The organism is Joostella sp. (assembly GCF_048266025.1).
In the GTDB taxonomy this organism is placed as follows: domain Bacteria; phylum Bacteroidota; class Bacteroidia; order Flavobacteriales; family Flavobacteriaceae; genus Galbibacter; species Galbibacter atrarenae.
Genome location: NZ_JBLXAF010000009.1, coordinates 135,000 through 151,578 on the forward strand (window position 1 = coordinate 135,000; position 16,579 = coordinate 151,578).

The 16,579-nt window shown below is 33.5% G+C and carries 17 protein-coding genes and 1 tRNA gene; 11 read left to right on the plus strand and 7 right to left on the minus strand.

All coding sequences use genetic code 11. The annotated features are described in order from the left end of the window. Positions 1-125: 125 nt before the first annotated feature. From murA to ACN0TY_RS14505, 3 genes are all read right to left on the minus strand, one after another. Positions 126-1,436 carry a UDP-N-acetylglucosamine 1-carboxyvinyltransferase gene (gene murA / locus ACN0TY_RS14495; RefSeq protein WP_236958614.1) on the minus strand — a complete coding sequence of 437 codons (1,311 nt, stop codon included), beginning with the start codon at positions 1,434-1,436 and terminating at the stop codon, positions 126-128. 17 nt (positions 1,437-1,453) lie between these two features. Then, complete coding sequence (locus tag ACN0TY_RS14500; RefSeq protein WP_236958615.1) at positions 1,454-2,104, minus strand: DUF4290 domain-containing protein; 651 nt, start codon at positions 2,102-2,104, stop codon at positions 1,454-1,456. A gap of 94 nt (positions 2,105-2,198) precedes the next feature. After that, positions 2,199-2,492, minus strand: a complete 294-nt coding sequence (locus tag ACN0TY_RS14505) for a DUF493 family protein (protein ID WP_236958616.1) — start codon at positions 2,490-2,492, stop codon at positions 2,199-2,201. Between the two features lie 254 nt (positions 2,493-2,746). On the opposite strand from ACN0TY_RS14505, the gene ACN0TY_RS14510 reads away from it, so the two are divergent. The 5 genes from ACN0TY_RS14510 to ACN0TY_RS14530 all read left to right on the plus strand — a co-directional run bounded on the left by ACN0TY_RS14510 (position 2,747) and on the right by ACN0TY_RS14530 (position 7,550). Continuing rightward, entirely contained in the window at positions 2,747-3,286 is a 540-nt protein-coding gene (locus tag ACN0TY_RS14510) for an AAA family ATPase (RefSeq protein ID WP_236958617.1), read from the plus strand. Positions 3,287-3,421: 135 nt separating this feature from the next. Continuing rightward, positions 3,422-5,329, plus strand: coding sequence for a RecQ family ATP-dependent DNA helicase (locus tag ACN0TY_RS14515; RefSeq protein ID WP_236958618.1), 1,908 nt, complete (start codon positions 3,422-3,424; stop codon positions 5,327-5,329). Between the two features lie 114 nt (positions 5,330-5,443). After that, positions 5,444-6,397, plus strand: a complete 954-nt coding sequence (fmt, locus tag ACN0TY_RS14520; RefSeq protein WP_236958619.1) for a methionyl-tRNA formyltransferase — start codon at positions 5,444-5,446, stop codon at positions 6,395-6,397. 187 nt (positions 6,398-6,584) lie between these two features. Then, positions 6,585-6,857: an HU family DNA-binding protein gene (locus tag ACN0TY_RS14525; protein ID WP_236958620.1), complete on the plus strand. Its 273-nt coding sequence runs from the start codon at positions 6,585-6,587 to the stop codon at positions 6,855-6,857. A gap of 132 nt (positions 6,858-6,989) precedes the next feature. Beyond that, positions 6,990-7,550, plus strand: a complete 561-nt coding sequence (locus tag ACN0TY_RS14530) for a YqgE/AlgH family protein (protein ID WP_236958621.1) — start codon at positions 6,990-6,992, stop codon at positions 7,548-7,550. Here ACN0TY_RS14530 and ACN0TY_RS14535 read toward each other — a convergent pair. Beyond that, positions 7,547-8,395 (minus strand): aminotransferase class IV, encoded by an 849-nt coding sequence (locus ACN0TY_RS14535; protein ID WP_417445063.1) that lies wholly within the window; start codon positions 8,393-8,395, stop codon positions 7,547-7,549. The two genes, ACN0TY_RS14530 and ACN0TY_RS14535, sit on opposite strands and share 4 nt — an antisense overlap. A 57-nt stretch (positions 8,396-8,452) precedes the next feature. Then, positions 8,453-8,836 (minus strand): START-like domain-containing protein, encoded by a 384-nt coding sequence (locus tag ACN0TY_RS14540; RefSeq protein ID WP_236958623.1) that lies wholly within the window; start codon positions 8,834-8,836, stop codon positions 8,453-8,455. Positions 8,837-8,992: 156 nt separating this feature from the next. On the opposite strand from ACN0TY_RS14540, the gene ACN0TY_RS14545 reads away from it, so the two are divergent. Together ACN0TY_RS14545 and ACN0TY_RS14550 are read left to right on the plus strand one after the other, a co-directional pair. Next, positions 8,993-9,066: transfer RNA gene (locus ACN0TY_RS14545), tRNA-Met, on the plus strand. Positions 9,067-9,215: 149 nt separating this feature from the next. Beyond that, complete coding sequence (locus ACN0TY_RS14550; protein ID WP_236958688.1) at positions 9,216-10,316, plus strand: formylglycine-generating enzyme family protein; 1,101 nt, start codon at positions 9,216-9,218, stop codon at positions 10,314-10,316. Position 10,317: 1 nt separating this feature from the next. On the opposite strand, the gene ACN0TY_RS14555 is transcribed toward ACN0TY_RS14550, so the two are convergent. Beyond that, entirely contained in the window at positions 10,318-10,794 is a 477-nt protein-coding gene (locus tag ACN0TY_RS14555; RefSeq protein WP_417445064.1) for an OsmC family protein, read from the minus strand. 204 nt (positions 10,795-10,998) lie between these two features. Between ACN0TY_RS14555 and ACN0TY_RS14560 the strand changes: the two genes are divergently transcribed. From ACN0TY_RS14560 to pgl, 4 genes are read left to right on the plus strand one after another with little or no spacing between them, the layout of a single operon-like run. Continuing rightward, the gene (locus ACN0TY_RS14560) at positions 10,999-11,466 is read left to right on the plus strand and encodes an RpiB/LacA/LacB family sugar-phosphate isomerase (RefSeq protein WP_417445065.1); all 468 of its coding nucleotides are present in this window, start codon (positions 10,999-11,001) and stop codon (positions 11,464-11,466) included. A gap of 9 nt (positions 11,467-11,475) precedes the next feature. Beyond that, complete coding sequence (gene gndA / locus ACN0TY_RS14565) at positions 11,476-12,888, plus strand: NADP-dependent phosphogluconate dehydrogenase (RefSeq protein WP_417445066.1); 1,413 nt, start codon at positions 11,476-11,478, stop codon at positions 12,886-12,888. Positions 12,889-12,910: 22 nt separating this feature from the next. Beyond that, positions 12,911-14,425 (plus strand): glucose-6-phosphate dehydrogenase, encoded by a 1,515-nt coding sequence (zwf, locus tag ACN0TY_RS14570; RefSeq protein ID WP_417445067.1) that lies wholly within the window; start codon positions 12,911-12,913, stop codon positions 14,423-14,425. Between the two features lie 2 nt (positions 14,426-14,427). Continuing rightward, a complete protein-coding gene (pgl, locus tag ACN0TY_RS14575; RefSeq protein WP_417445068.1) occupies positions 14,428-15,153 on the plus strand; it encodes a 6-phosphogluconolactonase in 726 nt (241 codons plus the stop codon). Positions 15,154-15,249: 96 nt separating this feature from the next. Here the strand turns inward: pgl and xylA are convergent, their stop codons facing one another. Next, on the minus strand, positions 15,250-16,563 hold the full coding sequence (gene xylA, locus ACN0TY_RS14580; protein WP_417445069.1) for a xylose isomerase: 1,314 nt from the start codon (positions 16,561-16,563) through the stop codon (positions 15,250-15,252). Positions 16,564-16,579: the final 16 nt, after the last annotated feature.

Consider the following 16,579-nt stretch of genomic DNA (forward strand, 5'->3'; position numbering starts at 1 on the left):
ACTATTAACTTATAATAATACATTTTAAAGTCGCATCACACAAACAGATAATTTAAGCACAATAAAAAAGCCGTTAAGATTAATTTTAATCTTAACGGCTTCATGTCTTTATTAAAAAAGGGTTACTAATCGAGTCTTACAATTTTTGCTCCTATTGCTTTTAATCGTTCGTCTATATTTTCGTAACCTCTATCTATTTGTTCTATATTATGTATTGTAGATGTCCCTTTCGCAGAAAGTGCTGCTATTAATAATGAGATTCCTGCTCTAATATCAGGAGAAGTCATTGTGGTTGCTTTTAATGTCGATTTGAAATCATGCCCAATAACAGTAGCTCTATGCGGGTCACAAAGAATAATCTTAGCTCCCATGTCTATAAGTTTATCAACAAAGAAAAGTCTACTTTCAAACATTTTTTGATGTACTAAAACACTACCTCTAGCTTGTGTTGCTACAGTTAGAATAATACTTAAAAGATCTGGAGTGAATCCAGGCCATGGTGCATCTGATATAGTTAGAATAGAACCATCTATAAAATTCTGCACTTCATATCCTTCTGTATGCGCAGGTATATATATATCATCTCCTTTACGCTCTAAAGTAATCCCTAACTTTCTGAATACTGTTGGAATTTGTCCTAAATAATCCCATTGTACATTCTTAATCGTTAGCTCACTTTTTGTCATAGCAGCCATTCCTATCCAACTACCAATCTCAATCATATCTGGCAAGATAGTATGCACTGTACCTCCTAACTTATCTACTCCTTCAATAGTTAGTAAATTAGAACCAACGCCAGATATCTTAGCGCCCATTCTATTTAGCATATTACATAACTGTTGTAAATATGGTTCGCAAGCAGCATTATAAATCGTTGTTTTACCTTCGGCAAGCACTGCTGCCATAACGATGTTTGCAGTTCCTGTAACAGAAGCTTCATCTAAAAGCATATAAGATCCTTTTAGTTTTTTTGCCTCTACTCCATAAAAATACTCTTCACGGTTATATCTAAATTTTGCTCCTAATTTTATAAACCCTTCAAAGTGAGTGTCTAACCTTCTACGTCCAATTTTATCTCCTCCTGGCTTTGGAATATATCCTTTTCCGAAACGAGCCAATAACGGACCAACAATCATAATAGAACCTCGTAAACCGCGTCCATCCTTTTTAAATTGCTCTGATTGTAAATACTCTAAATGAAGATCGTCTGAAACGAATGTATAAGATGAAGTTCCTATTTTTTGAATCTTCACCCCTAAATTCTCTAGAAGCTCAATAAGTTTATTGACATCTATTATATTCGGAATATTATGTATTGTAACTTTTTCGTCGGTAAGTAAAACGGCACAAAGAATTTGCAAAGCTTCGTTTTTTGCACCTTGTGGAGTTATCTCTCCTTTTAAAGGAGCTCCCCCCTCTATTTTAAATGTTCCCATAAAGAATCTAGTAAACTTTAGTAACGTTTCTTGCTTCTCCCTTTACTAGGGTAATGTTTTCTTGTATTTGTAGTTCTTGCTTTAGAATTTGAAGGTCTGCTACGAACCAAATTCTTACTATCCGCTAGATCTTCATCCCATTTAGCAAGATTTATCTTTCCATCACTTAACTCAAATAAATGATTAAAAATAGCCTGATCGTCTACCATATCTTTATTCCAGTTAAGGTAGCTTTTTTTCATATGATTGGCAATAGTAAACTTCAAAGCGTCTTTTAAGTCTCCTTCTTCCCAGCTAACACAAACATCAATCATCCTCTTAATATTATTTCCGTAGAATCTATATTTTGGATGGTTTTGAGGATATTTCAAAGGCTCTGGCCTTTCTTCTAATAATTCTCTTGTTGGTTTTGGATATGGAGAATCTACATCCAATTCAAAATCAGAAATTATAAATAACTGATCCCAAAGTTTATGCTGAAAATCTGAAACATCTCTTAAATGAGGGTTTAGATTTCCCATAACTCCAATAATAGCTTGCGCTACTTTGTTTCTTTCTTGTTTATCTTCTATAGAAACGGCATAATCTACCATTTTCTGTATATGACGTCCGTACTCAGGAATTATTAGCTTTGGACGCTCGCTATTGTATTCTATATTTTCAACCAAAATTAAATGATATTATTTAAAATGAAGTGATAAGATGTATCGCTACACCTTTAATCTTTGCAAAATAACAAATTTTACGGTGTATCAAAGAGATTTATAAAGAAATTACTCCTTCTACAACGCTAACCTCTTTATATTTATCGATTATTGCATCAGAACTTTCCATATTTACTTCAATAGAAAGGCTTGTGTATTTACCGTTCGAGGATTCTTTTGTTTTAATTACTGCTCCAGTATTATCAAAAATAGTTGCTATTTCATTTATTTTGCTTTCACTCGTCGGAACAATAAATTTATAGAGATATAAAGAAGGCCATGCAGCTGTTGTTCTATCTAATTCTCCCTTCAATCTAACATAAAATTCTTCTATTTCCTTTTTATCTTTCATAATGAATCTTCATATTTTGTACAAAGATAGGATTTATACTATTTATGTTTTAATATAAACTAAATTAAAATATGCTTCTTTATGGTTTATATTTCATTTAAAGGAATGATTTACAGTCTAAAAACTAATTTTAAGTTTAATAATTATTTAATTTATCCTCATTAAAATGAGTTTACTTTTCGTTATTATGCTAGATTGAAACGTATTTTTAATTAGCGAATCATTTAGCTATTTTTGCACTTTAGATGAATAGCATGAATTTGAATAAAAAAATAGTGATTACTGGAGGTCCTGGTACTGGAAAAACTTCTATTATAGACTTTCTTAAAGACAATAATCATCAATGTCTACTAGAAATATCACGACAAGTAACCCTGGAGGCTCGCGAGGCAGGTATAGAACAATTGTTCTTAACAGATCCATTATTATTCAGTAAAAAGCTTTTAGAAGGACGTATTAATCAGCATAAAGAATCTGAAAAACTTTCTGGGACTGTTTTTTTTGATCGAGGAATTCCAGATGTGATTGCGTACATGGATTACAGTGGAGACAACTACCCTTCAGTTTTCAAGGAATCATGTCTAAAATATAAATACGACCAGGTATTTTTACTTCCGCCTTGGGAAGAAATTTATATTTCTGACAGTGAGCGTTATGAGAATTTCGAACAAGCTAAAGAGATTCATAAGCACTTAAAAGAAGCATATAAAAAATGTGGTTATCAACTTATTGAGGTTCCTACAGGAAATATTGACGAAAGGGCTAACTTTATACTAAATAAGCTAAGTTTGTAATTGAAGTTAATACGTTTCACTTTCAACCATAAAAACATAATTAAGCTTCGCAATACGTAGCATTTAGTTGATATGTAAATAAACTGAAGTATTAAAATATTTATCAGAACTAATATAATCCTTAACAATTTATAAATGGCGTCTACAAAAAGTCCTCACGAAATATTAAAAGAATATTGGGGATATTCTTCATTTAGACATCCACAAGAAGAAATTATTAAACACGCTATTGCAAAAAAAGATACTTTAGTTTTACTCCCAACTGGAGGCGGTAAATCCATTTGCTTTCAAGTTCCTGCGCTTGTAAACGACGGAATCTGCATCGTTATTTCACCGCTAATTGCTCTTATAAAAGACCAAGTAAATACTCTAAAAAGCAAAGGAATTAAAGCTATTGCTCTAACAAGTGGACTTAAGTTTTCTGAAGTTGATGCGCTTTTAGACAATTGCATTTATGGAAATTATAAATTTCTCTACCTCTCTCCTGAACGCTTACAGCAAGACTTAGTACAAGAGCGAATAAAAGGGATGAATGTTAACCTGATTGCTATTGATGAAGCACATTGTATTTCTCAATGGGGAAACGATTTTAGACCTGCATACAGAAATACAGCCGTTATAAAAGAACTCCTACCAGAAGTCCCAATGATGGCTCTTACTGCCTCTGCAACTAAATTGGTAGCTCAAGATATTATTGAAAACCTTCACCTGCAAAGCCCTATTACGATAAAAAAATCTTTCAAAAGAGATAATATATCGTATAGAGTATACCACTCTGAAGATAAAATATACAAACTAGAACAGCTTCTTAAAGAGAATAAAGGCCCTGCAATTGTATACGCAGGGACAAGAAGAGCGACTGTAGATACCAGTGAAATATTAAACAAAGTAGGAATAAGTGCTGCTTTTTTTCATGGCGGAATTCCTAATGCTGAAAAAAATAAAAAACTAGACGCTTGGTTAAATGATGAAGTCCGAGTAATGGTTGCTACAAATGCTTTTGGAATGGGAATCGATAAAGCTAATGTAGAAACAATTGCACATTTAAACTTCCCCGATTCTCTAGAAAGTTATTACCAAGAAGCAGGCCGTGCAGGAAGAAATGGAGACAAAGCCTATGCTGTAATCATAAAAAACAAGAGTGACGAAAGTTGGCTTAAAAATTTATACATAAAGACGCTTCCTAGTGTTGATTTTGTAAAACTACTCTATAAAAAGCTAAGTAATTACTTTCAGATTCCTTACGGAGAAGGATTTAACCTTACCTTTTCAATAAATTTCAACTTATTTTGCCACACCTATAATCTAAATCCAAGGCTTGCCTATAACGGACTCAAGATGTTGGATAGGCATTCTGTTATCACATTGGTAGAAACACATTTAAAGAAAACATCGATCCAGTTTATAATTACCAATCAGCAGTTGTTTTCCTATTTAGATCAAAACCCTTCAGCAGAAAATATTGTTCAACATATTATTAGAAGCTACGGTGGCGTTTTTGATCTTCCTACCAATATTAATACTGTTACTATTGCAAAAAAAGCTGGAACCTTTGAGCAAAAAGTAATTCATGTTTTAGAGCAATTAGAAAAAGACAATATGATTACGCTGGATGCTATGGATACAGACGCGACCATAACATTTCTTGTTCCTCGAGAAGATGACCAGACTATTAATGTAATTAGTAAACTTATAGTCCAACAAAATGAACTTAAAACGAAGCAAATTACAGATGTTCTCAATTATATAGATAATGATAAGGTTTGTAAAAGCATACAAATTCTATCTTATTTTGATGAAAAAACTAAAGAACCATGTGGAATCTGTTCTGTTTGTTTGAAAAAGAAAAGTAAAATATCTTCTGATGTTCTCTCTATAGCTAAAGATGAAGTATTAAAATGTCTTCGTAAATCTCCACTAAGCTCAAAAGAACTCCTTGAAAACATCACTTTTAAAGAGGTATATATTTTAGAAGCTCTAAAAGAATTAGTTGAAGAAGAAGAAATCAAAATAAATGATGTCAATAAATATGAAATTCAATAGCTAAAACATTTTGAATTCATTTTTTAAACCTCCCAAAGTGAGTAATACCATTCTCTAAGCAACTATTCTTAATAAACTGATTATCTTTGACTATAATTTATTGATACAGTTATTATGAGCGAGAAGTTAAGAATTATATTTATGGGAACTCCAGATTTTGCTGTAGCTACCCTAAAAAATATCATAGAAAACGATTACGAAGTTGTAGGTGTAATTACAGCTCCAGATAAACCAGCAGGAAGAGGTAGAAAACTACAGGAGTCTGCAGTAAAAAAATACGCTATTGCAAACAATCTAAATGTTCTTCAGCCAACAAATCTTAAGGATCCATCTTTTTTAGAGGAATTAAAAGCACTCAACGCTAACCTGAATGTAGTTGTTGCTTTTAGAATGCTTCCTAAAGCGGTTTGGAGTATGCCAAAACACGGCACATTTAATTTACATGCTTCACTACTTCCCGATTATCGTGGGGCAGCACCAATAAATTGGGCTATTATTAATGGAGAAACTAAAACTGGAGCGACTACTTTTTTTATTGATGAAAAAATTGACACAGGAGCAGTAATCTTACAAGAAGAAACTACAATTGCTCCAGATGATACTGCTGGAGTTCTACATGATAAATTAATGAATACTGGCGCTCATCTTGTAGTCGAAACATTAAAAAAGATAGCAGATGGTACAACTACAACAAAAATACAACCAGATTCTACTGACCTAAAAACCGCTTATAAACTAGATAAAGAAAACACAAAAATAAATTGGAACGCAAAAACAGAAGACATTTATAACCTAATTAGAGGCCTAAGTCCTTATCCTTCTGCTTGGAGTTTCTTAGAAAATAGAGAAGAAAATCCTATAAATATAAAAATATATGGCGCAGAGATGGAAATTATACTCCACAACGAGCAACCTGGTGCTATTACAGCTGATAAAAAAGAGGTGAAAGTAGCCACAAAAGATGGTTATATATTACTGAAAGAGATACAGTTACCCGGAAAACGAAAAATGGCTATAAAAGACATTCTTAATGGGTATGAATTCACTCCAGATGCTAAAATGCTGTAAAACCGCACTATGATTGACATTGGAGATTTGTAGTAAAAAAGCACCAACTTTATTAACAATATGCGCAAGTTATTAACAAAAACTCGGATTTCCTTTGATATTACTTGCGTGGGAAGTAAATCCGTATAATTTTGTGAAGCAAATTAAATAAATGTTTAACCTTATATTCATTTAAATCTTTAAAATTATGAACAAAACAGAATTAATTGATGCAATGGCTGCTGATGCAGGTATTACTAAAGCGGCAGCAAAAAAAGCATTAGAATCTTTTTTAGGTAGCGTAGAAGGAACACTTAAAAAAGGTGGTAGAGTTTCTCTAGTAGGATTCGGATCTTGGTCAGTTTCTAAAAGAGCTGCAAGAGAAGGAAGAAATCCTCAAACTGGAAAAACTATAAAAATTGCTGCTAAAAATGTAGTTAAGTTTAAAGCGGGTGCTGAATTAGCAGGTGCAGTGAACTAATTGACATAGCTCAAAATAATGATCTAAAAGCGTCGTTTCGACGCTTTTTTTTTGTCCTATAAGCAAAAAAACATAAGTTTTATTTGATGATTAACGTTTTTTTTATAGATTTAAAATAAAAACAAAGAGCTTATGGTTGCTTTAACTCCAAAGAAAGGCCATTTGTTAATTGCCGAGCCCTCAATAATTGGCGATGTAGCTTTTAATAGGTCAGTAGTCCTGCTCGCTGAGCATAATGATGAAGGTTCCATTGGTTTTATCCTTAATAAGCCACTAGAATTTAGACTCAACGAACTTGTTCCTGAAATAACAGAATCTCTAAAAGTATACAACGGAGGTCCTGTTGAGCAAGATAATTTATATTTTATTCATAAGATTCCACATCTTATTTCCAATAGCATCGAAATATCGAATGGAATATATTGGGGTGGCGATTTTGAAACTATTATAGACCTTATCAATCAAGGTGATATAAAAGATTCTGATATAAAATTCTTCTTAGGATATTCTGGATGGGATATCATGCAATTAGATAAAGAACTAACCAGTAACTCTTGGGTAGTTTCAGAAAACAAACACAAAAGTAATATCATAAAAAAAGCACCGAGATACTTCTGGAAAGAAAAGATGCTGGAACTAGGCGGTGATTATCTTATTTGGTCAAACGCACCAGAGAACCCAGTATTAAACTAAGCTATTAATCTAGCCTTAGCATTTAATCTCCCTAATAGCTTTTTAGCGATCTCATTGCTATATGTTTTCTTACGATATTTTGATACAGAAGTTATTCCAGAAATTACATTCGTTATAAACATCTCATCAGCTTTCTGAATTTCAAAAGGTGAAATCTCTGCTTCTTGAAGTTCTAAATCATCAGTTTTACCTATAATTTCAATCAGTTGCTTTCTTAACACTCCATTTAAGCAACCTTCAGTAATTGGCGGTGTTTTAATTACATTTCCTTTAACCAAAAAGATATTACCATTTGTTGCCTCGATAACATTTTTCTTTTCGTTAATCAGTAAACAATTATCATAATCATTCTCTTTAGCGTATATCCCCGCTAAAACATGCAACACTTTGTTATTAGATTTTAAGGTCGATAAAAGTCCAGAATTCACATAATGATCTTTAAAAAGCTCTACCTCATAAAAAGAATCGTTTAGAATATAGAAAGGGTTTTCTAAAGTCTTTGCTTCTATTGCAAAAGAAACCTCCTTATTTGTAGGAGTATATAAGCCTCCTGCTTCTCTAAATACTGTTATACGAATCCTAGCCGGAGAATTCTGAAGTTCGTTGCTTAAAACCGTCTTTTCGATTTCTTCCTGCAAGAATTCCATTGTAAAATCCATAGGAATTTCCATACGTAAAATACGCATAGAAGCCATTAAGCGTAGGTAATGAGATTCCCAGAAAAATATTTTATTGTTAACTACACGAATAGTTTCAAATAAAGCGTCTCCATAACGAAGTCCTCTATTCTCTTCATTTAAAAAATTCGTGTTTTCCTCTAATAAAGTTCCATTAAAATTTACCATAAAAAAAGTGCCTTGAGAATTTCAAGGCACAAATATACTTTTAAAGATTAAAGATTCCTAAGCAGAACCTATTACTTGTTTTAAACTAGATATTTGGTTTTCCCAAAGCATCTTACCTTCATCTACTTCATCATCATCTGCAAAGTCAGTAATCATAAGAGATACATCCTTTGTTATTTCATCAACAACAATTTTTATTTCGAAAAAAGTATTTTCGTCTGACTCCAACCATTTAAACTTAACTAGCTCTCCACTTTTCTTTCTAATCAACTTAGCTTGCTCTTCTGCACCATCCCAAATAAAAGTAAATAACTCTCCTCGAGAATTTACATTGTCTGCAAACCACTCCCCCAATCCTGAAGGTGTTGCTATGTATTGATACAATAACTGAGGCGATGACTGTATAGGGAACTCCAATTCATATTTTACTTTCTCTTCCATACGTAATTCATAATTTATAAAGCGACAATATAATTATTTAAAATTAACTTGCTTCATTTTTTTTTAATAAAATATTTTTTGTGTTTGGTTTGATTACTATCAATTTGTTCATATATTTGCACCCGCTAACACGAAAAGTGAGGCACACAAAACAATGGCGAGGTAGCTCAGTCGGTTAGAGCGTCGGATTCATAACCCGGAGGTCTCGGGTTCAATTCCCGATCTCGCTACAACAAAAACCAGAACATATGTTCTGGTTTTTTTATTTTTTGCAATCATCTTCTCATTAATTTTTCACGCAACATTATCATAAAAATAAACTTCTATTTTTTAAAAAGACTTTTGTAAATTTGAAGCTATTCAACTTAAAAAATATAGAATGAAGTTATTTCGTTTCCTCTCCATTATTTCTATTGGAATTCTTTTAATACAATGCAAAGAAAATAAAAACACCTCCTCTGAAGCTGATAAAGATAACGCAGCTAATACTAAAACTTCAGAAAAACCCTCAGACATAAAAGCCCCAAAAGGAATGGTTTGGATTCCAGGAGGAAGTTACACTCAAGGAGCAAGAGCGAATGATAAATTTGCACTGAAACATGAAAACCCTGCACACCCTGTTTCTGTAAATGGTTTTTTTATGGACGAAACAGAAGTAACTAACAAAGAGTTCGCTAAGTTTATTAAAGAAACAGGATATGTTACTGTTGCTGAAAGACCTATAGAATGGGAAGAAATAAAAAAGCAAGTCCCTCCAGGAACACCTAGACCGCATGATTCTGTATTACGCCCTGGGTCTCTACTTTTTAAGAAAACTAAGAACAGCGTTCCTAATTTATATGACTTTTCTCAATGGTGGGAATGGAAAATTGGAGCCGATTGGAAACATCCAAAAGGACCAGACAGCTCTATTGAAGGTAAAGATGATTACCCAGTAGTACATATTGCATATGAAGACGCAGTGGCTTACTGTGAATGGGCAGGAAGAAGACTTCCTACAGAAGCAGAATGGGAGTTTGCAGCAAATGGAGGCCTCCATGATAAAATGTACACTTGGGGAGACGACGATAGCAAACTAACAAAAAATGCAAATACTTGGACAGGAGAATTTCCTACTGAAAACACAGAAGTAGATGGATTTGAAAATAAAGCTCCTGTAAAATCTTTCCCTCCTAACTCTTATGGTTTATATGAAATAAGTGGAAATGTATGGGAATGGACACAAGATTGGTATAATGTTAATTATTACAGTCAGGTTTTAGATAAAGGCGAAGTAAACAATCCTAAAGGTGCGACCGAGCCTTACAATCCAAACAACCCTTATGCAAGAGAAAAAGTTATAAAAGGGGGTTCTTTTTTATGTAGCGACACCTACTGTGCGAGTTACAGAATATCAGCAAGAATGGCTACTGCAATAGATTCTGGTCAAGAACACTTAGGTTTTAGAACCGTAGCAACTCCAGAGATGCTATCTAAATAAATTATTCTCCTAAAACCGTTATTACAGGTTTATGGAGAATCGAAAAATTACAGGAATTAGCTATAAAACAGTATTCATTAGCTTTATGATGCAGTTTTATAGCTTTTTCTTTCATAGAAAGATCAGCTACCACTACTTTAGGGTTTAATGTAACTAGTGTAAACTTCCCCTTCCCGCCTACTTCCTCCTCCATTATTCCAGTAGCTTCATCTACATAATCTAACACCACAACTCCAGCGGTTGCGCAAAAATGTAAATACCATAACATATGGCAACTTGCTAAAGACGATAAAAATAAATCTTCAGGATTATGTTTTTCCTTATCTCCTCGAAATGCAGGATCTGATGAAGCCATAATTGTTGCTTTATTTTTTACTGAAATGGAATGGCTTCGCTCGTAAGATTTATAATCAGTAGTCCCGTTTCCTTTATTTCCGGTCCATTTAATTACAGCTGTATAATTATGCTTTTTCGACATCTAAAATTATATATGATAACCAAAAATACAATTATATTAAATAAGCACCATCAAGTAAAATTGATGTAATCATTCTAATAAACCCTTAATATTTGTGTGCATATTACTATTTAATTAAACTATCGTTATATAAGTAAATAAAATTGCCTTAATCATTCAGAAATACTTAATTTTATATTTTCATAGCAGAAAAATAAAACTTAGGTGAAAATAGGTATCGCAGCAGATCATGCAGGATTTGAAGTAAAAGAAGAATTAAAAAAACTTCTTACTAAATATAATTACGAATTTGAAGATTACGGAGCGCATACTTATAATGCTACAGATGATTATTCAGATATAATCATTCCATTAGCCTTAGCTATTTCAGAAGGAAGAATAAAAAAAGGGATTGCTATCTGCGGAAGCGGAGTTGGCGTTTCTATAGCTGCCAACAAGTTTGCGGGTGTTCGCGCAACATTAATTACAGAAAACTATTCTGCCCATCAAGGTGTAGAACATGATGATATGAATTTAATGTGTTTAGGTGGTAGAGTTATTGGTGTATCTCTAATCTGGGAACTTACCGAAACTTTTATCAAAGCCGAATTCCAAGATGAAGAGCGTTTTAAAAGAAGGCTAAATAAAGTTTTAGCTATTGAAAAAGAAAATTTTAAAAAGAATAAACAATAGAAATTGAATATGAAAAATTTTGACTTTGGTATCGTTGGTCTAGGAGTAATGGGAAGGAATTTGCTGTTAAATATGGCAGATCATAGCTTCTCTGTAGCTGGTTTGGATTTAGACCCAGAAAAGGCTGCTTCTTTAGAAAATGAAGCTGATGAGAAACATATCGTGAAAGGAACAACAGATGCGAAAGAATTTGTTCAGCTTATTGAAAAACCTAGAGCTATCATGCTTCTAGTTCCTGCAGGTAAGCCTGTAGATAGTGTAATAGATAGTCTTTTACCACATTTGGAAGATGGAGATATTGTTGTAGATGGTGGTAATTCTTATTTTGAAGATACCAATAGAAGAGTAAAAGAGCTTGCAGATAAAGGAATTCATTTCTTCGGAATGGGAATTTCAGGTGGAGAAAAGGGAGCTCGTTTTGGTCCTAGTATGATGCCTGGAGGAAATGAAAGTGCTTACGAAAGACTACGTCCAATTTTTGAAGCTGTTGCTGCAAAAGTAGACGGAGAGCCATGTGTTACATACCTTGGTCGTGGTTCTGCTGGAAACTATGTGAAAATGGTTCATAACGGAATTGAATATGCAATTATGCAATTGCTAGCAGAAACGTACGACCTTTTAAAACGTGGATATAACTTTACAGATGATGAAGTACAGAAAGTTTTTGAAGCTTGGAATAAAACTGAATTACAATCTTATTTAGTAGAAATTACAGCTGCTATTCTTAAAAAGGAAGATGATATTACTGGAGAGCGATTGGTAAGTCTTATTTCTGATACTGCAAAAGCAAAAGGAACAGGGAAATGGACATCTCAAAGTGCAATGGATATACAGGCTCCTGTACCATCTATAGACCTTGCAGTAACAATGAGAGATATTTCTAAATATAAAGAAGAACGTATAAAAGCTTCAGAAATTTATTCTTGGAATGGAAACCCTGAAGACATTAGCAAAGAAAATTTAGTAGCTCAGTTTAAAGATGCTTTCTACTTTGCAATGGTTACGATATATGCTCAAGGTATGGCACAGTTAACTATTGCTTCAAATGAGTTTGATTACGGATTAAACTTAGATGAAGTAGCTAAGATATGGCGCGGTGGTTGTATTATTAGAGCTGCTGTTCTTGAAGATTTCAGAAAAGCGTATAAAGCAGATGCATCCTTACCTAATTTATTATTAGATAAAGGAATTTCTGATAAAGTGAATCCGCATCAAAAAGCAATGAGAGAAACAGTAAAAAGAGGAATAGATAAAGGAATTCCTATGTCTGTATTCAGTGCTACCTTATCTTATTTTGATGCCTATAAAAGTGAGGTGCTACCAACCAACCTTATACAAGCACAAAGAGATTATTTTGGAGCTCACAAATACGAAAGAATAGATAAAGAAGGTATTTTCCACACAGAATGGGATGAAAAATAACATTCTGTAAATTAAAAAAAATATGAAAACGAATAAAAAGGTAACCCCTACAGTAATTGTTATATTTGGAGGTACTGGAGATCTTGCCAAAAGAAAACTGATTCCTGCATTTTACAATTTATTTATTGAAAATTGGATGCCTGAAAATTTCGCCATTTACGGGTTAGGAAGAACTGAACTAAGTGACGATGAGTATCGAGAAAACCTACATGAAGGATTAGTTGATTTCTCTAGAAGTGGTGCTCCAGATGATGGGCAGTGGAATAAATTCAAACAATCTCTTCATTATTTTACATCAAATATAAATGACGAAAAATCATATACGGAGCTTCTAAAAAAAGTAGAAGCATGTGATGACGATTGGGGTGTAAGAGCAAATAGATTGTTCTATTTATCTGTATCTCCTAGATTTATTGAGAGTTCTACACAGAATATTAGTGGATCTGGCTTGGCATGTGATAAAACTAAAGATAGAATTATTATTGAAAAGCCTTTTGGATATGATAAAGCTTCCGCTGTGGAACTCAATCAAATGCTTACTAAAACATTTGATGAAGAACAGATTTTTAGAATTGATCATTATTTAGGAAAAGAAACCGTACAAAATATCCTCGCTTTCCGTTTTGCTAACACTTTATTCGAACCACTTTGGAATAGAAACTATATCGATTCTGTACAAATAACGGTAGCCGAAGAAGTTGGTGTTGAAGATCGTGGCGGGTATTATGAAGGAGCTGGTGCATTGAGAGATATGATTCAAAACCACTTACTTCAGATTCTTTGTATGGTTGCAATGGAGCCACCTGCATCTTTTGATGCTGAAGAGATTCGTAGTAGAAAATACGACGCTCTAAAAGCCATCCGAAGAATAAAACCTGAAGAAGTACATCATTATGCTGTTCGTGGGCAATATGGAGAAGGCTGGATAAAAGGTGAAAAAGTTCCTGGATATAGAGATGAAAATGGAGTTGATAAAAAATCGAATACTGAAACGTATGCAGCTATAAAATTCTATTTAGATAATTGGAGATGGCAAAACGTTCCTTTCTACTTAAGAACAGGTAAGCGTATGCAAGAAAAAACGTCTTCTATTACTATTCAATTTAAACCTGTTCCACATGCATCTTTTCCTGCTACACAAGTAGATAGCATCAAACCAAATAGACTAACTATTAATATCCAACCACAAATGGATATTAGACTTAGATTCATGACAAAACGTACAGGGTTAGAAATGAATCTCAATCCTTCAGAAATGATTTTTGATTATGATACAGGGTCTAAACAAACTCCAGAAGCATACGAAACTTTATTATTGGATGCTATGGTTGGAGACACTACGCTCTTTATGAGATCTGATCAGATTGAAGAAGCTTGGGATGTAATCTCAACCATTCAAGAGGCATGGGAAAATAGAGATTCTTTAGACTTCCCAGATTATCCTGCAGGTAGCTGGGGACCAGAAACAGCCGAAGCATTAATTGCTCGAAACGGACATGTTTGGGCTGTAAATAAACATACAAAAGATAAAAAATAACAATGGTTAAAGTATTTGAAAATACAGATAATTTAAATCAGAAATTAGCGACACTTTTTGTTGAAAAAGCTCAAGAAGCAATTGAGGCTAACGGTAAATTTACAGTTGCGTTAACTGGAGGTTCCTCTCCAGCGGGACTGCATCGTTTATTAGCTTCAGATACCTATAAAAATAAAGTAGATTGGAATAAAACATATATTTTCTGGGGAGACGAACGCTGGGTTCCTTTAGATGATGAAAAGAGTAATGCTGGAGCTGCTTTTAAAGACTTCTTAAATAATATTCCTATTCCTGAAGGAAATGTGTTTCCTATGTGGAAAAAAGGTTTTGAGCCTGAAGCATACGCTAAAGAATATGAAACGATTTTGGACAACCATTTAGAAGATGGTGATAAATTTGACCTTATTATTTTAGGAATGGGAGATGATGGCCATACAGCCTCATTGTTCCCAAATCAAGAAGTTATTCTTAAGGAAAAAGAAAAGAAAGTAGCTGCCTATTTTCTAGCACCTCAAGATATGTATAGAATTACACTTACAGCTCCGCTAATTAATAAAGCAAAGCAAATTGTATTTATAGTTTTTGGAGAGAAAAAGTCAAATGCACTTTATGAAGTAATAGAAGGAAAAAGTAATAGCAATTTATATCCTTCTCAACTTATAAATGAAGGTAGTAAAAATGTAACATGGATGGTAGATAAAGCTGCCGCCAGTAAGCTTAGTTTATAAAATTATATCTTTTTTATATAAAAAACAGCCAATGCAAAAGTATTGGCTGTTTTCGTTCTAATCAATAAAAATCTACTAATCTAATTCTTTTACCATTTAAAATGAGTTCGAAATAATTTGTTCGAATAATTCTTGCTTTCCACTTATTTGTTTAGGCTCCCCATTAGCCTTCGCTATCTCACTAAGCTGCTCTAATGAAAGCTCTTTATTTTCAAATTTCGCCCCGTTTCCAGTATCATAACTTTGGTAACGTTCTTTGCGTAATTTTTTATAGTCTGTATTTTCTAAAACGTGATCAGCACAAATGAGTCCACGAGCAAAAGCATCCATTCCAGAGATATGAGCGATGAATTTATCTTCTAAATCGGTTGAATTTCTTCTAACTTTTGCATCGAAATTTATTCCTCCTCCTTGGATTCCTCCTCCTTGGAGAATTACCAACATCGCTTCTGTTATTTCGTAAAGGTTTAATGGAAACTGATCTGTATCCCATCCATTTTGATAATCTCCCCTATTCGCGTCTATACTTCCTAAGAGTCCATTATCTACCGCTACCTGAAGTTCATGCTCAAAAGTATGCCCGGCAAGCGTGGCATGATTCACCTCAATATTTAATTTAAAATCGTCTTGAAGTCCATATTTATTTATGAATCCGATAGAAGTTGCAGCATCAAAATCATATTGGTGCTTAGTAGGCTCCATTGGTTTAGGCTCAATTAGAAAAGTTCCCTTAAAGTCTTGTTTTCTAGCATAATCTTTACAAATTGTCAAGAAATTCGCTAAGTGATCTTGCTCTCTACGCATATCTGTATTAAGCAAACTCATGTATCCTTCTCTTCCTCCCCAAAAAACATAATTTTCACCACCAAGAGCTACAGTAGCATCAATAGCTATTTTTGCTTGTGCTCCAGCATATGCCAATACATCAAAATTTGGGTTTGTCGCTGCCCCATTCATATATCGAGGATTACTAAATAAATTAGAAGTCCCCCACAGTAGTTTTATACCAGTATCTTCTTGCTTTTGTTTTGCATAAGCTACCATTTCTTGAATTCGATCTTCAAATTCAGCTAATGTCGGAGCTTCATCTACTACATCTACATCATGAAAACAATAGTAAGGTGTTCCAAGTTTAGCCATAAACTCAAAAGCAGCATCCATTTTATCTTTTGCTCTTCCAATGGCATCTTCTTTTTTATCCCATGCAAAAGTTTCGGTTGGAGCTCCAAATGGATCTCCTCCTTTGTTATTGAACGTATGCCAATAAGCGGTAGCAAACCTTAAATGTTCTTTTAGTGTTTTTCCTCCTACAACACGATTTTCATCGTACCACTTAAACGCTAAAGGATTATCACTTTCTCTTCCTTCAAACTTAATTTTCTCGATATTCTTAAAAAATGTTGACTTCATTTTTGCTTATTATTAA